At 68.1% G+C, this 15,697-nt stretch carries 14 protein-coding genes; 9 read left to right on the top strand and 5 right to left on the bottom strand.

Features of this window, described 5'->3' with window-relative positions; all coding sequences use genetic code 11:
- Positions 1-146 precede the first annotated feature (146 nt).
- The 5 genes from GC150_10125 (at position 147) to GC150_10145 (ending at position 5,638) form a co-directional block, all read left to right on the top strand.
- Positions 147-998 carry an ABC transporter permease gene (locus GC150_10125; protein MBI1385256.1) on the top strand — a complete coding sequence of 284 codons (852 nt, stop codon included), beginning with the start codon at positions 147-149 and terminating at the stop codon, positions 996-998.
- A 104-nt stretch (positions 999-1,102) separates the two neighbouring features.
- Positions 1,103-1,762 carry a YdcF family protein gene (locus tag GC150_10130; GenBank protein MBI1385257.1) on the top strand — a complete coding sequence of 220 codons (660 nt, stop codon included), beginning with the start codon at positions 1,103-1,105 and terminating at the stop codon, positions 1,760-1,762.
- Between the two features lie 118 nt (positions 1,763-1,880).
- A complete protein-coding gene (locus GC150_10135; GenBank protein ID MBI1385258.1) occupies positions 1,881-2,672 on the top strand; it encodes a 1-acyl-sn-glycerol-3-phosphate acyltransferase in 792 nt (263 codons plus the stop codon).
- Positions 2,673-2,795: 123 nt separating this feature from the next.
- Entirely contained in the window at positions 2,796-4,940 is a 2,145-nt protein-coding gene (locus GC150_10140) for an adenosylcobalamin-dependent ribonucleoside-diphosphate reductase (protein ID MBI1385259.1), read from the top strand.
- Between the two features lie 203 nt (positions 4,941-5,143).
- Positions 5,144-5,638, top strand: coding sequence for a hypothetical protein (locus tag GC150_10145; GenBank protein ID MBI1385260.1), 495 nt, complete (start codon positions 5,144-5,146; stop codon positions 5,636-5,638).
- 56 nt (positions 5,639-5,694) lie between these two features.
- Here GC150_10145 and GC150_10150 read toward each other — a convergent pair whose 3' ends face one another.
- The 3 genes from GC150_10150 to GC150_10160 are packed head-to-tail and all read right to left on the bottom strand — an operon-like array spanning position 5,695 to position 8,469.
- Positions 5,695-6,423: a gamma-glutamylcyclotransferase gene (locus GC150_10150; protein ID MBI1385261.1), complete on the bottom strand. Its 729-nt coding sequence runs from the start codon at positions 6,421-6,423 to the stop codon at positions 5,695-5,697.
- Entirely contained in the window at positions 6,383-7,372 is a 990-nt protein-coding gene (locus GC150_10155) for a prephenate/arogenate dehydrogenase family protein (protein MBI1385262.1), read from the bottom strand. Before GC150_10155 ends, GC150_10150 begins: the two co-directional genes overlap by 41 nt.
- Positions 7,369-8,469 (bottom strand): histidinol-phosphate transaminase, encoded by a 1,101-nt coding sequence (locus GC150_10160; GenBank protein MBI1385263.1) that lies wholly within the window; start codon positions 8,467-8,469, stop codon positions 7,369-7,371. Before GC150_10160 ends, GC150_10155 begins: the two co-directional genes overlap by 4 nt.
- Positions 8,470-8,725: 256 nt before the next feature.
- On the opposite strand from GC150_10160, the gene GC150_10165 reads away from it, so the two are divergent.
- Positions 8,726-9,913: a homoserine O-acetyltransferase gene (locus GC150_10165; GenBank protein MBI1385264.1), complete on the top strand. Its 1,188-nt coding sequence runs from the start codon at positions 8,726-8,728 to the stop codon at positions 9,911-9,913.
- Positions 9,910-10,587 carry a methionine biosynthesis protein MetW gene (metW, locus tag GC150_10170; GenBank protein ID MBI1385265.1) on the top strand — a complete coding sequence of 226 codons (678 nt, stop codon included), beginning with the start codon at positions 9,910-9,912 and terminating at the stop codon, positions 10,585-10,587. The genes GC150_10165 and metW overlap by 4 nt, the downstream gene beginning before the upstream one ends.
- On the opposite strand, the gene GC150_10175 is transcribed toward metW, so the two are convergent.
- Positions 10,571-11,362 (bottom strand): methyltransferase domain-containing protein, encoded by a 792-nt coding sequence (locus GC150_10175; GenBank protein MBI1385266.1) that lies wholly within the window; start codon positions 11,360-11,362, stop codon positions 10,571-10,573. The two genes, metW and GC150_10175, sit on opposite strands and share 17 nt — an antisense overlap.
- Before the next feature lie 112 nt (positions 11,363-11,474).
- Here GC150_10175 and gloB point away from each other — a divergent pair, with 112 nt between their 5' ends.
- Together gloB and GC150_10185 are read left to right on the top strand one after the other, a co-directional pair.
- Positions 11,475-12,296 (top strand): hydroxyacylglutathione hydrolase, encoded by an 822-nt coding sequence (gene gloB, locus GC150_10180; protein ID MBI1385267.1) that lies wholly within the window; start codon positions 11,475-11,477, stop codon positions 12,294-12,296.
- A gap of 260 nt (positions 12,297-12,556) precedes the next feature.
- On the top strand, positions 12,557-14,488 hold the full coding sequence (locus GC150_10185) for an NYN domain-containing protein (protein MBI1385268.1): 1,932 nt from the start codon (positions 12,557-12,559) through the stop codon (positions 14,486-14,488).
- A gap of 233 nt (positions 14,489-14,721) precedes the next feature.
- Here the strand turns inward: GC150_10185 and GC150_10190 are convergent, their stop codons facing one another.
- Positions 14,722-15,621, bottom strand: a complete 900-nt coding sequence (locus GC150_10190) for a 3-hydroxybutyryl-CoA dehydrogenase (protein ID MBI1385269.1) — start codon at positions 15,619-15,621, stop codon at positions 14,722-14,724.
- Positions 15,622-15,697 lie beyond the last annotated feature (76 nt).

Below are 15,697 nucleotides of genomic sequence, written 5' to 3' on the forward strand. Positions count from 1 at the left end.
GCAGCCCGCGCGGCGAGCAGATCGACGAGCCGCTGACCGCCCGGCCGGAGGACGAACTGGTCAGCGAGCCGCGCGCCAGCGGACGCGCGCCAGCCTTCCAGACCAGCACCGGCATCGTGCCGGCCGGCTCGGTGACGGGTCGCTCGATGACCCTCGTGGTCTCCATCATGTGCTTTCTCGCGTGCCTGACGGCCGGCGCCGTCTACATGGTCAACCAGTCGGCCTCGGCCTGGATGCAGAACATCGCGAGCGAGGTGACCGTACAGGTCGAAACGGTCGGGGACGGCGACGTCGAGAAGCGGGTGACGGAGGTTGCCTTCTTCCTCGCGCGTGAGGCCGGCGTCGAAAGCGTGCGACCGCTTTCGGCCGAGGAATCCCTCGCCCTGCTCGAGCCCTGGCTCGGCAAGGGGGCAGGACTGGAGGCGCTTCCGGTGCCGCGCCTCATCGCGTTGCAGCTCGAGCGTCGCGCGCCGCCGGACCTCGACCGCCTGTCGGCCACGCTCGCCGAGCGCTTTCCTGGTGTCGCACTCGACGATCACAGGCAGTGGCAGCGCCAGATCCGAACCGTCACGCGCTCGCTGGCGCTCGGCGGTCTCGCCATCCTGCTGCTGGTCGGTGCCGCGACCACCGCCATCATCGTATCGGCAGCCAAGAGCGCGATGGCATCGAACCGGGAGATCGTCGAGGTGCTGCACTTCGTCGGCGCAACCGATCGGTTCATCGCGCACGAATTCGAAAAGCACTTCCTGACGCTCGGCATTCGTGCCGGGATCGTGGGTGCGGGCAGCGCGATGCTGGTGTTCCTGCTCATGCCCTGGCTGGTGCAGATGCTCGGCGGCGGCAGCGTCACCATGGCCGAGATCAATCGACTGGTCGGGGCCGGCGTGCTGGACCTGCCGGGCTATTTCCTGTTGGGCATCATCGTGGTCATCATCGCGGCGCTCTGCATGCTGACCTCGCGATATGGCGTGTTCGGCATCCTGCACAACCGGCCATGAGCCAGGCGGGCGGCAATTAGTGGAAATCAGCTGTTCTCGAATGACATAGGTTGAGGGTAACCTCCGAGCCGACCACGCTGCCACGGAGAGAGAGGCCAAGCGGGATGTGGCCGGCCTTCAAGTTCATGTTGCGCACCCTGGTGCTCACGGCCGTCGCGCTCTGCATCGGCTTCGTTGCGTTCGTCGCCATGCTGAGCCGCGAGCCGCCGGGCTCCATCGGAACCGCCGATGGGATCGTCGCGCTAACCGGGGGCAAGGACCGGATCGCGGTCGCCGTCGGCCTGCTGGCGGCGGGAAAGGCCAAGCGCCTGCTCATTTCCGGTGTCAATCCGCGAACCACGCAAGGCGACCTCATCCGCGTGCTGCCGGCGGCGCGCCGGCTGTTCGTTTGCTGCATCGATATCGGCTACGATGCCCAGGACACCCATGGAAACGCAAATGAAACGCGCGACTGGGTGCGGCGCGCAGGCTTCAGGCGGATCATCGTGGTGACCTCCAGTTATCACATGCCGCGCAGCCTCGCCGAACTCGGCCGCGCGCTGCCCGGGGTCGAATTCGAGCCCTATCCGGTGGTCGCCGGCGACATCGCGATCGACGAATGGTGGCGCGACGGCCAGACGGCGCGTCTGCTCGTCGTCGAGTACCTGAAGCTCTTGCCGGTGATGGTGCAGGTCGCGGTGAGCCGGTTGACCGGCTACGACGTTGCCGCGCTCGGCAGCAGCCTGTGGTCCAGCTGGTGGACGACTTCCGGCGCGCGCGTCTGATCGGCCCCCTATCGGGCGAACCTGCGGCGGCGGCGGCCGTCGCGGACGAACCCTGGCGGTCGGGCACCGACGCGGCTAGTCTCGGCGCCGGGTCCGCAACATCAGCCGCGAGGCCGCAATGCCCGTCGACGTCGAGCCCGAGGGCCTCCTCGAGCGCGCTCGCGCCATCGCTTTCACGATCACCTTCTATCTGGTGACCGCCCTTTTCCTCATCCTCGGGGCGCCGCTGTTGCTGGCGCCGCGCCGGGTGGCAGCGTTCGGGCTGCGGGCCCATGCCCACGCCATCGTCTGGCTGATGCGCCTGCTGGTCGGAACGCGCCTCGAGGTACGCGGCCGCGAGAACCTGCCGGAGGGGCCGGCGCTCGTTGCGGCCAAGCACCAGAGCGCCTGGGACACGATCGGCCTCATTCCGCTCTTTCGCGATCCGGCCCTCGTGCTCAAGGCCGAATTGCTCGCGATCCCGGTCTACGGTTGGTTCATCCGCAAGTTCGAGATGATCCCCATCGACAGGACCGGAGGCGCAGCGACCCTTCGCGAGATGATCGCGCGGGCGCGGGGGGCCATCGACGATGGCCGGGACGTCCTCATCTTTCCGGAAGGCACGCGCCAGCCGCTCGATGCCCCATTCGAGACCAAACCGGGCGTCGTGATGCTCTATGAGCGCCTCGGGGTGGCATGCGTGCCAGTGGCCCTCAATTCGGGCGTCTTCTGGCCGCGTCGCGGGCTGCGGCGACGGGGCGGGCGGCTGGTGGTCGAAATCGGGCGGGCGATCCCGCCGGGGCTCGGGCGGGCGGAGTTCAACGGGGCGCTCGCCGAGGCGATCGGGGCGGCGAGCAACAGGCTCGTCGTCGAGGCGGTCGACGGGGCCGTCGCGCAACCCGTCCAGGCCTCGGCCGACCGGACTCCGTGAACGCGTGCACCACACAATTGTTCTTGTAACGTTTCGAGAACATTGCTTGACTCGAACGACCGACGGGCCTAGCTTGCATCGGACGGCTTTGGTCCCAGAGGGTTCGACGTGGTACGGCAAGTGATGGACCTCCCGCAGATTTCGCACGACATCTGGGCGCAGAAATACCGGCTGACGTCGGCGATCGACGGGCGCCAGGAAGGCTCGATCGGCGAAACGCACGAGCGGGTGGCCGGGGCGGTCGCACGGGCGGAGGCACCGGGTGTCCGGGTTTACTGGCGCGGGCGCTTCCGCGAGGCGCTGGAGCGGTTCGAATTCCTACCGGGCGGACGCATTCTGGCGGGCGCCGGCAGTGGGCGGCGGGTCACGCTCTTCAACTGCTTCGTGATGGGCACCATCGCCGACGACATGGCGGCCATCTTCGAGGCGGTCAAGGAAGCCGCGCTCACCATGCAGGCCGGCGGCGGAATCGGTCAGGATTTTTCCACCCTCAGACCGTCCGGGAGCCTGGTCGAGGGGGTCGGGGCCGACGCCTCCGGGCCGATCGGCTTCATGGACGTCTGGGACGCGATGTGCCGCACGATCATGTCGGCCGGGGCGCGGCGCGGCGCCATGATGGGCACTCTGCGGTGCGATCATCCCGACATCGAGGCGTTCGTGGATGTGAAGGCCGATCCGGCTCGGCTCAGGATGTTCAATCTCTCCGTCCTCGTCAGCGATGCCTTCGTGGCGGCGGTGCGCGAGGATCGGGACTGGGACCTCGTGTTCGACGGCCGGGTCTATCGGACCGTTTCGGCCCGGGCGCTCTGGGACCGGATCATGCGGGCCAACCACGCCTATGCCGAGCCGGGCGTCATTTTCATCGACCGGATCAACGAGGAGAACAATCTCGGTTACTGCGAGACGATCACGGCCACCAACCCGTGCGGTGAGCAGCCGCTGCCGCCCTATGGGGCGTGCCTGCTCGGCTCGATCAACCTCGCCGCGCTGGTGCGCGAGCCGTTCGAGGCCGGGGCACGGCTCGACGAGGGGCGGCTCGACGAATTGACCGAGACCGCGGTGCGTTTCCTCGACGACGTCATCGACGTCTCGGCCTATCCGCTCGCCGTGCAGCGCCTCGAGGCACGCCAGAAGCGGCGCATCGGGCTTGGCGTTACGGGACTGGCCGATGCGCTCGTGTTGCTCGGACTGCGCTACGATTCGCAGTCCGGTCGGGAGACCGCGGCGCGCTGGATGGCGCGGCTGCAGAATGCCGCCTACCGCGCGAGCGCCCATCTGGCGAGCGAGAAGGGCACCTTCCCGCTCTATGACCGGGAGTCGATCATGGCGCGGCCCGGCGTCGGGCGCCTTTCGGGCGAAACGCGCGACCTCATCGCCCGGCACGGGCTGCGGAACGGGCTGCTCACATCGATCGCGCCGACGGGGACGATCTCGCTGCTGGCGGGCAACGTCTCGAGCGGGATCGAACCGATCTTCCGGCTGAGCTATGCGCGGCGATTGCGCGAAAGTGGCGATCGCGTGCGGGTCGAGCACGTCGAGGATCACGCCTACAGGGTCTGGCGGCTCGGCGGGCGGGCGGGCAGGCAGCCGGCCCTCGCTGGGGCGACGGCGGAGGGCGCGGCGGGCGAGGGCGTGCCGGCGAAGGGCGTGGCGAGCGAGATCGCGGGCGGCAGCGGCCGGCCCGGACAGCGCCATGTCGGTGTGAGCAAGGCTGGCGCGAGCGAATTGCCGGCGGCGTTCGTTACCGCCGAAGAACTCAGTCCGCGCGACCACCTCGCCATGCAGGCCGCGCTGCAGCCCCACGTCGACAGTGCCATCTCCAAGACCATCAATTGTCCTCGCGCGATCGACTTTGCGGACTTCAAGGACATCTATCTGACGGCGCACGCGTCCGGTCTCAAGGGCTGCACCACTTTCCGGCCGAACGAGGTCACCGGCAGCGTCCTCTTCGCCGAAGAGTGTGGGGCGCCTGGGCTCGCGGCCAAGGACGCTGGGCCTCCCGCTCGTGCCGCGGCTGGTCCGAGGCGGGGCACGCGCAAGGTCGGCGCGCGCGGACGGGGGCCTTCCCATTCGGCGGGCGGGGCGATGGCGACGCTGGCCGCCGAGGCGTCGCCGTCGAGGAGCGCCGGACGGCCCGCGATCGGAGCGGCTGTCGACGAGGGCGGCGGGCGGCTCGACGAGGCGTGTCCGGAGTGCCGGGGCGCAGGGTTCATGAGCCGGGACGGATGCGGGTTCTGCCCGGATTGCGGCTACTCGCGCTGCGGTTGAGGCCGTGGCGGCGGAAGGCGTTGGCCGGCGAGGCCCCGAAACCGGCAATGGCGACCAGCGACCCGTGGCAGCGCTCGATCCCGCGAAGATGAACGAATATTACACCAAGGGCCATAATTCCGCTGGAAACTCTGGCTATTCCATTGCCTTGTCGATGGCCACGAACGGTGGCTCACCGACGGGGCAAAACGGGGCCGACGGACATGACAGCTCAGATCGCCGATCTGCACATCGCGCCGGTGGTCCGCCACGAGACGATGGCCGGGGCGTCCGGTCGCACGTACACGGTCCGGGTCTACCGCCTCAGGGATCTGCCGGCGATCGAAGGCGGCGTCTTCATCGCACTCGACGGCGACGGCCGGGCGCTCTTCGTCGGTCTCGCCGAAGAGACTTGCGCAACCCACAATCTCGCCCGCATCCGCTATGCCGCCGCCTCACTCGGTGCAACCGAGGTGGCGTTGCTGACGCCCGTGCGTTATGCCCGGAGCGCCCGCGTTCGGAGGTCCAGCGCCGAGGCCAGCGTGCGCCGGGATGTTCCCGGCACGCTTCGGGGACAGGCCGGGGCCAATCGCCTCGCAGCCAGTCGGAACTGGCGGCTCGAGGGTGAGCGGCTCGTTGCAACCGACCTCGAAGCCGGCTGCCTCGGCACGATCGGGGCGAGCGCGCCGCGCCTTTCGCCCGCAGCGATGGCGCTCTGAAGCGCGAGAACGTCCGAACCCAACTCTCCAATGCGTCCCCGGCCCGAAGTCGGCGCTCATCGGCGCTCGATACGCCGCCGGTAATTCGCCTTGATCTCGGCGAGGCCGCGCAGCGGGCGCGGACGCGCCCAGGAGGGCGTCGACAGGCGCAGCATGCGATGCGCCCACGAACCACCCCCGCCGTCATCACCGCGCCGCACGGCAAGACCGCGCGGGCTCGACGCCAGACGCGCCACCAGCCGCTCCAGCGATCGATCGCGGACACCGCATTCGGCCAGATGGCGCGCGGTGGCGAGTACATAATCCGTGTTCGCCCCCGAGCCACCGACGGAGGCGCTGACGATTGCATGCTGGACATCGAGCGGGAGCCGGCCGGCATACTGGCGATGCGTCGGATCGACGACGAAGGCGATGGCGTGCACGTGGCACGGACCTTCCGCGCCCGTGCCGAGCAGCTCGAGGTGGACGCGCTTCTGGCGGTAGACGCCGGTCACCTGCTCGCGGGCCTGGAGATAGGCGAGCACTTCGCGCGCGTCGGCCGGGGCAACGAAGAACGCCATGCCCTCGGTGGTTCCGCCGCGATCGAGCCCGAAGACGAGGCCGGGCCGCTCGCGCGTTCCGCGATGCACCACGGAGTAGACGCAGAGCGCGCGGTGGTGGCCAAAAATGCGGGCGCGCCTCGCCTGCTCGAAGGCAAAGCCTGGATTCCACATCAGCGAGCCATAGCCGAAGACCCACATGCCATCAGCTCCGGCCACCCTCTCGGGGCTGGCCAGTCGCGCCATCGTCCGCCACCGCGCCGAGACCGAGGCGGCCGAAATCCGGAGCGGCGGTGTCCTGGCCGGCCTCGATGATGGCCTTGCGGATGGCCCGTGTCTCGGTGAAGCGCTCGAGCAGGCCGTTTCCGTCGCCGCTGCGGATCATGCGCTGGAGCGCCGACAGGTCCTCCGAGAAGCGGCCGAGCATCTCGAGCACGGCCTCGCGGTTGTTGAGGAAGACGTCGCGCCACATCACGGGATCGGAGGCGGCAAGGCGCGTGAAATCACGAAAGCCGGAGGCCGAGAATTTTATCACCTCGGATTTGACCACGGCCTCGAAATCGGACGCGGTACCGACGATGTTGTAGGCGATGAGGTGCGGCAGGTGACTGGTCACCGCGAGCACGAGGTCGTGGTGGGCGACGTCCATGGTTTCGACCTTCGAGCCGAACGCGGTTACGAGCGCAGCGAGGCGGCCGGCGGCCTCCTCGCCTTTGCCGTCGAGCGGCGTCAGGACCCACCAACGGCCACGGAAAAGGGATGCAAATCCGGCTTCCGGCCCGGAATGTTCGGTACCGGCGATCGGATGGCCGGGGATGAATATGGCGTGCGCGGGAACGTGCGGCGAAACGTCGCGCGCGACCGAGGCCTTGACCGATCCGACATCGGTCAAGATGGCGCCCGCCCCGAGCGCGGTGGAAATCTCGGCGGCGACGGCACCGCAGGCCCCGACCGGCACGGCGAGAACGACGAGATCGGCGCCGCTCACCGCCTCGGCGGCACTCTCTGCCACCGCATCGACGATCCCGAGTTCCCGGACCATCGCGCGCACGCCCGCATCGCGGTCGTAGGCGACGAGCGAGCGCGCACCACCGCACTCACGCGCCGCCCGCGCCACGGACGAACCGATGAGGCCGACGCCGATGATCGCGATGCGCTCGAACACCGGCTCGCCGAGCCTTTCCAATCCGCTCATGAACGATCACCCGGCGCGGCGCGCGCAAAGCGCGCGAGAGAGGCCAGCAACGCCGCGTTCTCGGCGGCAAGGCCCACCGTGATGCGTAGCGCGTCCGGCAGGCCGTAGCCCGCGACCCGGCGGACATAAATCCCATCGGCGCGCAAATGCGCGTCGGCGGCCGCGGCGGTGCGACCGCCCGCGGGATCGAAATGCGCGAGAAGGAAATTGCCGACGCTCGGCGTCGACCGGATACCGAGGGCATCGAGCCCCGAGACGAGGGTGGCCATGGCCTCGGCGTTGGAGCGCAGGGAACGCGCGACGTGCTCACGGTCGCCGATGGCGGCGATGCCGGCCGCGATCGCGGCAGCCGAGATGTTGAAGGGACCGCGAATGCGGTTGAGGACGTCGGCGACGCCGGGAGGACAATAGGCCCAGCCGAGGCGCAGCGATGCCAGACCATGAATCTTCGAAAACGTCCGCGTCATCACCGTGTCCGGCGTGGTCGCGACCAATTCGATGCCGGCCTCGTAATCGTTGCGCTCGACATACTCGGCATAGGCCGCGTCGAGGACGAGAAGCACGCCCTCGGGCAGTCCGGCGCGCAGGCGTCGCACCTCGGAGACGGGAATGTAAGTTCCGGTCGGGTTGTTGGGGTTGGCGAGGAAAACGACGCGCGTTCGCGGCGTCACCCTTTCGAGGATGGCGTCGACGTCGCAATGAAGCTCGCTCTCCGGCGCGACCACGGGGCGCGCGCCGTTCGCCAGCGTCGCAATGCGGTAGACGAGAAAGCCGTGCGCGGTATGAATCGCCTCGTCACCCGGCCCGAGGTAGGCATGAGCGATGAGGTTCAGCAATTCGTCGGAACCGGCGCCACAGACGATCCGGTCTGGATGGAGGCCGTACGCGGAGGCGATCGCCGAGCGCAGAGCGCGCGCCGAACCGTCGGGATAGCGCGCGAGCGTACCTTCCCCGGCGTGATAGGCAGCGACCGCAGCCGGGCTCGGGCCGAGCGGGTTCTCGTTGGCCGAAAGCTTGATCGCATCCGGCCCCCCGCTCTCGCCCGGAACGTAGGGATCGATCTCGAGAATGCCCGCCTTGGGGACCGGACCCACCATCTCATTTCCTCCAGACCTCTTGCCGTCCCGAAACGCCTTCGCGACCGGCCAGGACGGCGCCCGCGACTGATTAAGTCGGGCCCGACGGGAAAGCAAAGAAAACGTTGACATTCAGCCCGCCGTGGCTTTGCTTCCACGCTTCGCGGTGGACCGGGCGGCGTCATTGCCGACCATTAGGCTCGCGCGGACGTCGAGAGGCCGGGCCTGCCGGCCGCCCTTCGGGGGCAACGGAATGACCATCGATAAAGCAAGCAGAATGCTCGATGAGAACGCGCACGAGCCGACCACCCGAGACGGCACGTTCACGGATGCCGACGGGCTCGCGCTCGATTGCGGGCGGCGACTCGATAGCTACACGCTCGCCTACCAGACCTACGGAACGCTGAACGTCGAGCGCTCCAACGCCATTCTCGTCTGCCATGCGCTGACGGGTGACCAGCACGCGGCATCGCGGCATCCGCGAACCGGCAAACCGGGCTGGTGGAGTGAGATGATCGGTCCGGGCAAGTCCGTCGACACGCGTCGCTTCTTCGTCATCTGCGCCAACATCCTCGGCGGCTGCATGGGCTCGAGCGGACCGAGCAGCATCGATCCGGCGACGGGGCGGCACTACGGCCTCGGTTTTCCGGTCATCACGATCGGTGACATGGTCCGAGCGCAGGTCCGCCTCCTCGATCACCTCGGCATCGACCGCTTGTTCGCCGTAATCGGCGGCTCGATGGGGGGCATGCAGGTGCTCGACTTCGCCGCCAAGCACGGCGCGCGCACCTTCTCGGCGCTCGCAATCGCAACGGCCGCCCGCCATTCCTCGCAGAACATCGCCTTTCACGAGGTCGGCCGGCAGGCGGTGATGGCGGACCCGGCCTGGCAGGGCGGCAGCTACCTCGAGCGCGGCGAACAGCCGCGCAAGGGCCTTGCCGTGGCCCGCATGGCGGCGCACATCACCTATCTCTCGGACGAGGCGCTGCACCGCAAGTTCGGGCGCAACCTGCAGCAGGGCGGCGCCGTCGGCTTTTCCTTCGATCCAGATTTCCAGGTCGAAAGCTACCTGCACCACCAGGGGTTTCGCTTCGTCGACCGGTTCGACGCCAACAGCTACCTCTACATCACTCGGGCGATGGACTATTTCGATCTCGCCGGGGAGTTCGGGGGAACGCTCGCCAATGCCTTCAAGAAGGACACGCCACGCTTCTGCGTCATCTCGTTCACCAGCGACTGGCTCTATCCGACGCGCGAGAGCCGGGCGATCGTGCAGGCGCTGACGGCGGTGGCGGCCGACGTAAGCTTCGTCGAAATCCGCTCCGACAACGGCCACGACGCCTTCCTGCTGAACGAGCCCGACCTCTTTGCGACGGTGACCGGCTTTCTCGAGGCCGGCGCGCGCATGCTCAAGATCGCGCCCGCCGGGCAAGAGGGCGAACGGTCGGGACAGGGCCGGCCATGACGCAAGGTGGGCAACCGGCTGGGAGGCGGGTGCACGGTGCGGGGGATCGATCGATGCAGATCGCAAGTGCCAAGCGGCGCACGGACCACGACATCATTGCCGATTGGGTCAGCCAGGGGGCGCGGGTTTTGGACGTCGGATGCGGCGACGGCGCGCTGCTCGAACTCCTGGCGGAACGACGGGCGGTGGTCGGGCGCGGACTCGAACTCAGCCGGGAGGGCGTGACCAAGAGCCTCGCCGCCGGCCTCTCGGTGATCCAGGGCGACGCCGACAGCGACCTCCAGAACTACCCAGACGACGCCTTCGACTTCACCATCCTCAGTCAAACCATCCAGGCGACACGCGCGCCGGACAAGGTGGTCGGGCATCTCATGCGAATCGGGCACCGGGCCATCGTCTCGTTCCCGAACTTCGGACACTGGCGGGTTCGCGCCCAGCTCGGATTCAAGGGGCGCATGCCGGTCAATCCGAGCATTCCCTACGAATGGTACGATACGCCGAACATCCACTTCTGCACGCTGCTGGATTTCGAGGACCTCTGCCGCAAACTGAACGCGCGCATCGAGCGAAAGGCGCTATTGGACGAGTTCGGACAGCCGATCTCGGGGGTCGTGCCCTCCTTCATGCACAACCTCATGAGCGCGTCGGCCATCTTCCTCATCGCGCGGAGCTGAGCGCCTTGCCACACCGCGCCCGAGGATCGAGGGCGCCGCGCGCGCCAGCCGTTTGGCGCGCGCCGAAGGGACGCAACCGTGCACCTCGCGCCAGGGCCGTGGCCGGCGTTCCCCGCACAGGGGCGATGGTCTGCTTTTGCGCTTCCGCCAGAACGACCCCCGTGAAGGCCGGCCAGAAGCGTTGGCCGAGCCGCTCCCACGTCGGAGCGGAGCCGCGCACCAGCGACCAGCGGAGCGGCGGAAACGCCAATGCCGACGACCAGGACACCGGTTCCAGCAGCGCGGCGCGCAAGAGCCGCTCGAGCTGGCCACGGCTGTACGGCCGGCCATGGCCGAAGGGCGTCGAATCGAAACTCGCCCAGAGGCCGGCACGGTTCGGCACCACGAGCAGGATGCTGCCCTCCGGCGCCAAAACGCGCCAGAACTCGCGAAGCAGTTCGTGCGGCGCCTCGGTCATCTCCAGGCCATGCACGACAAGGATGCGATCGATCGAGGAATCCGCGATCGGGAGTTGGTGATGGGCCGACAGTAGCGTGGCGTGCGGCGGCTCGGGCGGCCAGATGACGGCGCCCTGCTCGGCCGGCATGACGGCCGCCAGCGTGTGCGCCTCCTCGCGGAACATGCCGAGATAGGGCGTGGCGAAGCCGTAACCGACCACGCGCTCGCCGGCGACACTGCGCCAGCGCGTGCGGACCCGAGCCCCGATCAGCCGCGAAACCGTGCGACCGAGCGGCTCTTGATAGAAGGCGATCAACTCGCTCACGTCGACTTGCATCGCGCCTCCCCCAGAGGAATAGCTCGGCCCGGCCAACACGACGCGCCGCCGGGGCCGCCGCGACGAGGTGACTGCCGCCAATCCGCCAGTGGGTTCAAGCGATCCCGAGCCCATGCTAGGCTGTGGCTCACTGCATGCCAAGCCAAGGGAGAGCGGGACCGTGCCGCAACTCGCCGTTCACCAGTTCACCTGCCGGGGCGACAACTACTGCGTGCTGGTCCACGATGCCGCCAGCGGGGCCACGGCCTCGATCGATGCGCCCGAGACGGCGGCCGTGCGCAATGCGTTGGCCGAGACGGGCTGGCGTCTGACCCACATCCTGACGACGCATCACCATGGCGACCACGTTGCCGGTAACCTCGACCTAAAGGAGGAGTGGGGGTGCGAGATCGTCGGGCCGGCCCGCGAGCGCGAACGCATCCCAGGAATCGACAGGGCGGTCGGAGAAGGCGATACCATCCGTTTCGCCGGGCACGACGTCGCGGTCATCGACACGCCGGGCCACACCAGCGGCCATGTCAGCTACCATTTCGCGGCCGCCGGGCTGGCGTTCGTCGGGGACACGCTCTTTTCGCTCGGCTGCGGGCGCCTCTTCGAGGGAACCGCCGAGCAGATGTGGTCCTCGCTCTCGAAACTCGCAAAGCTGCCCGAAGAGACCCGTGTCCATTGCGGCCACGAGTACACGCTCGCGAATGCGCGTTTCGCGCTCACCATCGAGCCCGGCAACGCCGCTCTGGTGGCCCGGGCGCGCGAAGTGGAGCGGCTGCGTGAACAGGGCCGGGCGACGCTGCCAACCACGATCGGGTTGGAGTTGGCCACCAACCCGTTCCTCAGGGCCGGCACGAGCGATGAAATCCGCGCGCGCCTCGGCCTCGAGACGGCGCGCGATGCGGACGTTTTCGCGGAAGTTCGCCGGCGTAAGGACGCAGCCTGAGCAGCCGCCCTCGTGGGTGGATTCGGGCGTCGGTGGGGCGGCGGCGGCGAATCAGTGGCCGGATCGGGGCCTCGGTCTCGGGGGTGAGCAACGGTTATCCCCGTTGTTCGGGATGTCGAAAGCGCTTGCCACCGAACTGATTCTGCACTCCTTTTTCGTTTCGATGCCGAGTGTGGCCTGAGCCGTGCTTGCTGTGTTGCCGTGGCATTCCATAAGGTCGCGGCAATGTTTCAAGTCGGGGCGAAGCGGGGTAATCCAAAATGAGGAACGGGGCTTCGGGACCGTGCCTGAGTGCGGTATTCGTAGATTACGACAACATCTATCTTTCGCTGAAGCGCAGGAACGAAGAAGTCGCCAAGCGCTTCGCCAAGGACGCCCTGCACTGGCTCAAGGAGATTGAGAGCGGACGGCTCATCACGCCCACGAACGGCCCTTCGCCGATGCTCGACCGGCGCATGGTGATGAACCGCTGCTACGGTAACCCCGTGCCGCGGCGCAACAGCCGCGACAACTCCACGGACATGAGTTCGTTCCCGTTCATCCGGCACCACTTCCTCAGGGCCGGGTTCGAGATCGTGGACTGCCCGCCACTGACCGCCCAGCTCAAGAACTCGTCGGACATCCGGATGGTCATGGACATCCGCGACTTCCTCACGCACGACACCTACTTCGACGAGTTCGTGATCCTTTCGGGCGACGCCGATTTCACGCCGGTACTGCACCGCCTCAGGGCCCATGCGCGGCGAACCGTGATCTACGCCAACGAATTCACCGCCACGCCCTATACGGCGATCTGCGACGGCGAAATCCGCGAGGAAGCGCTCATGGCGCTGCTCATGGACGGTGCCGTTCCCGAGATCACAAGCCAGCCGGTCGAAGTCGAGCCGGTGGTCTCCGTCAACGCACGTGACGCGCAGCGCCAGGCGATCGTCGCCGAGGTGGTGGATCACATCCGCCATTCCGATTCGGCCGTGCCGATCGAGACCCTCGCCGACCGGGCGCAGCGGGCGCTCGGCTACGAAAAGACGATCGGGACGGGTTGGGGTGGCCACGGCGCCTTCCGCACGTTCCTGATCGAGAACCTGCCCGCCGAAATCCGCCTGACCACACAGCCGCCCTACCTCGCCTTCGAGCCCGGGCGGCATGCCGACCCCGAGGCACAGCCTGCCGCCAGCCCGGCGAATGCCGGGGCCCCTGCGTCGCCGCCCGCGCAACCGCGCGTGGACGCCGTACCGGTTTCGGCACCCCGGCCGCCCGAGGCCGCGCGTTCCGAGCCGGCGAAGTCGGCCCCTCCCGCGACCGGAGCGAACAACCCGGCGGGCGGTTTTGGAATGCAAGGCTCGCGCTTCGACGTTCCGCCTTCCCAGCCGACGGGGGCCGTACCGCCGCCGCAGCGGCCGCAAGCGGCCTCCGGCCAAGCGGCGACGGCACCGGCGCCGAGCAGCGCGGCGGTGCCACCATCACAGCCGGTGCGAAACCAGAGTTTCGATGCCAAGGCGTCCATCACGCGGATTCACGAGGCTTGTCAGGCACCGGCTCTCTCGCCGGCACAGTATGGGCAGCTGTTCGAGGCGCTCGCCGCCGAAATCAAGGCGAGCGGGCTCAATGGCGCCCAGACGATCACGAACATCATGAACCGTGCCCAGGCGGTGGGCCTTACGGTGCGCCGCGACGACGTTCGTTTCGTGCTCGACGTCGTGAGCGAAGCGGACCCGTGGTTCGAGCAGGGCGCGTCGGCCGTGCTCTTTGCCGGGCGTTTCCGGAACTTCGTCGTGGCCCGCTGCCGGACGCAGGGACTGACGCTCTCGGCCCAGGAGATCGATCTCATCGATGCCTGGTTCGCTGGTGGCGCGCTGTCGCGCTCCGACACGCGGCCGAGCGAGCCCGTGCGTGCGATGCCACCCCAGCAGCCCGCGGTCGATCCGGTCGGCCAGAGCGGCGGCTATGCTCCCGTTCAACGCACCGCCTCCGGCAATCCGCAGGAGCCCCATCAGGGCGAGCCGTCGCGACGGGCGAACGAAGAGGAGGTCGACCGTTGGTGGACCCAGGAAGAGCGCCGGCAAGTTCCCGAACGGGCGAGGCCGGCCGCTGCTCAGGGCTACGGCGGTGCTGCCTATGGCGAGCCGGAGGATCTTGCCTCGGCCGACTTCGGGCAGATGCCGCGCATCGTGCGCTCGCAGATGGGGCAGTGACCAGGGCGAGCCCGTGCGGCCTGCGCGCGGGGCGGTGGCAGGAGCCAACGAATGGGGTGGGCGCCGGAAGGGGCCCGCCCCGTTTCCGTTTTCGGCGGAGCGGTACATCCTGTCGATGGCCGGGGAGGAGACCGCGGCTTTCTCAGGCCCGAATTCGTGCCCCTGGCGAGCGCCGGATGCGGCGCGATCGACCCGAGCAGGTTAGCTGTGATGGTTTGCGGCAGTCGAAGCGGTCAGCGCGTCGGAACGGGCGTCTCGCCGCGATAGTCGTAGAACCCGCGCTGAGTCTTGCGTCCGAGCCAGCCGGCCTCGACGTACTTCACGAGGAGCGGGCACGGGCGATACTTCGAATCCGCGAGCCCTTCATAGAGCACCTGCATGACCGACAGACAGGTGTCGAGACCGATAAAATCGGCGAGTTCGAGGGGGCCCATCGGGTGGTTGGCGCCGAGCTTCATGGCGCGGTCGATCGCCTCGACGCTGCCGACCCCTTCATAGAGCGTATAAACCGCCTCGTTGATCATCGGCAGCAGGATGCGGTTGACGATGAAGGCCGGAAAGTCCTCGGCCACCGCCGACGTCTTTCCAAGACTGTCAATGAAGGCGATCGTCGCCTGGAACGCCTCCTCCTCGGTCTGGATGCCGCGAATGACCTCGACGAGTTGCATCAGCGGCACCGGATTCATGAAGTGCATGCCGATGAATCGCTCGGGCCGATCGGTTACCGAGGCAAGGCGCGTGATGGAGATCGAGGAGGTGTTCGAGGCGATCAGCGCACCCGCCTTCAGGCTGGGGCAGAGCTTGGTGAAAATCTGTCGCTTGACCTGCTCGTCCTCGGTGGCCGCTTCGATGACGAGATCGACGTCGGCGAAATCGGCATAGGAGCCAGCATAGGAGATGCGTGCGACAGCGGCGGCGGTCGCAGCCTCGGCGACGAGCCCCTTGGCGGCCTGTCGACGCATGTTGCGCTTGATGGTTTCGAGTGCCGCGTCATAACGCTCGCGGGTCAGGTCGTTGAGCCGGACTTCGTAACCGGCGATCGAGGCGACATGGGCGATACCGTTGCCCATCTGGCCGGCACCGATGATGCCGATGGTGCGGATATCGACGGGTCCTTTGGGGCGGTCGCTCATGTCCTATCCATTCCCAACGGGTATTCGGCGAGAGGCCCACGTCCACCGACCGAGCCGGCGAACGCGGGCCGCCGCG

The organism is Hyphomicrobiales bacterium (assembly GCA_016125495.1).
Classification (GTDB): domain Bacteria; phylum Pseudomonadota; class Alphaproteobacteria; order Rhizobiales; family RI-29; genus RI-29.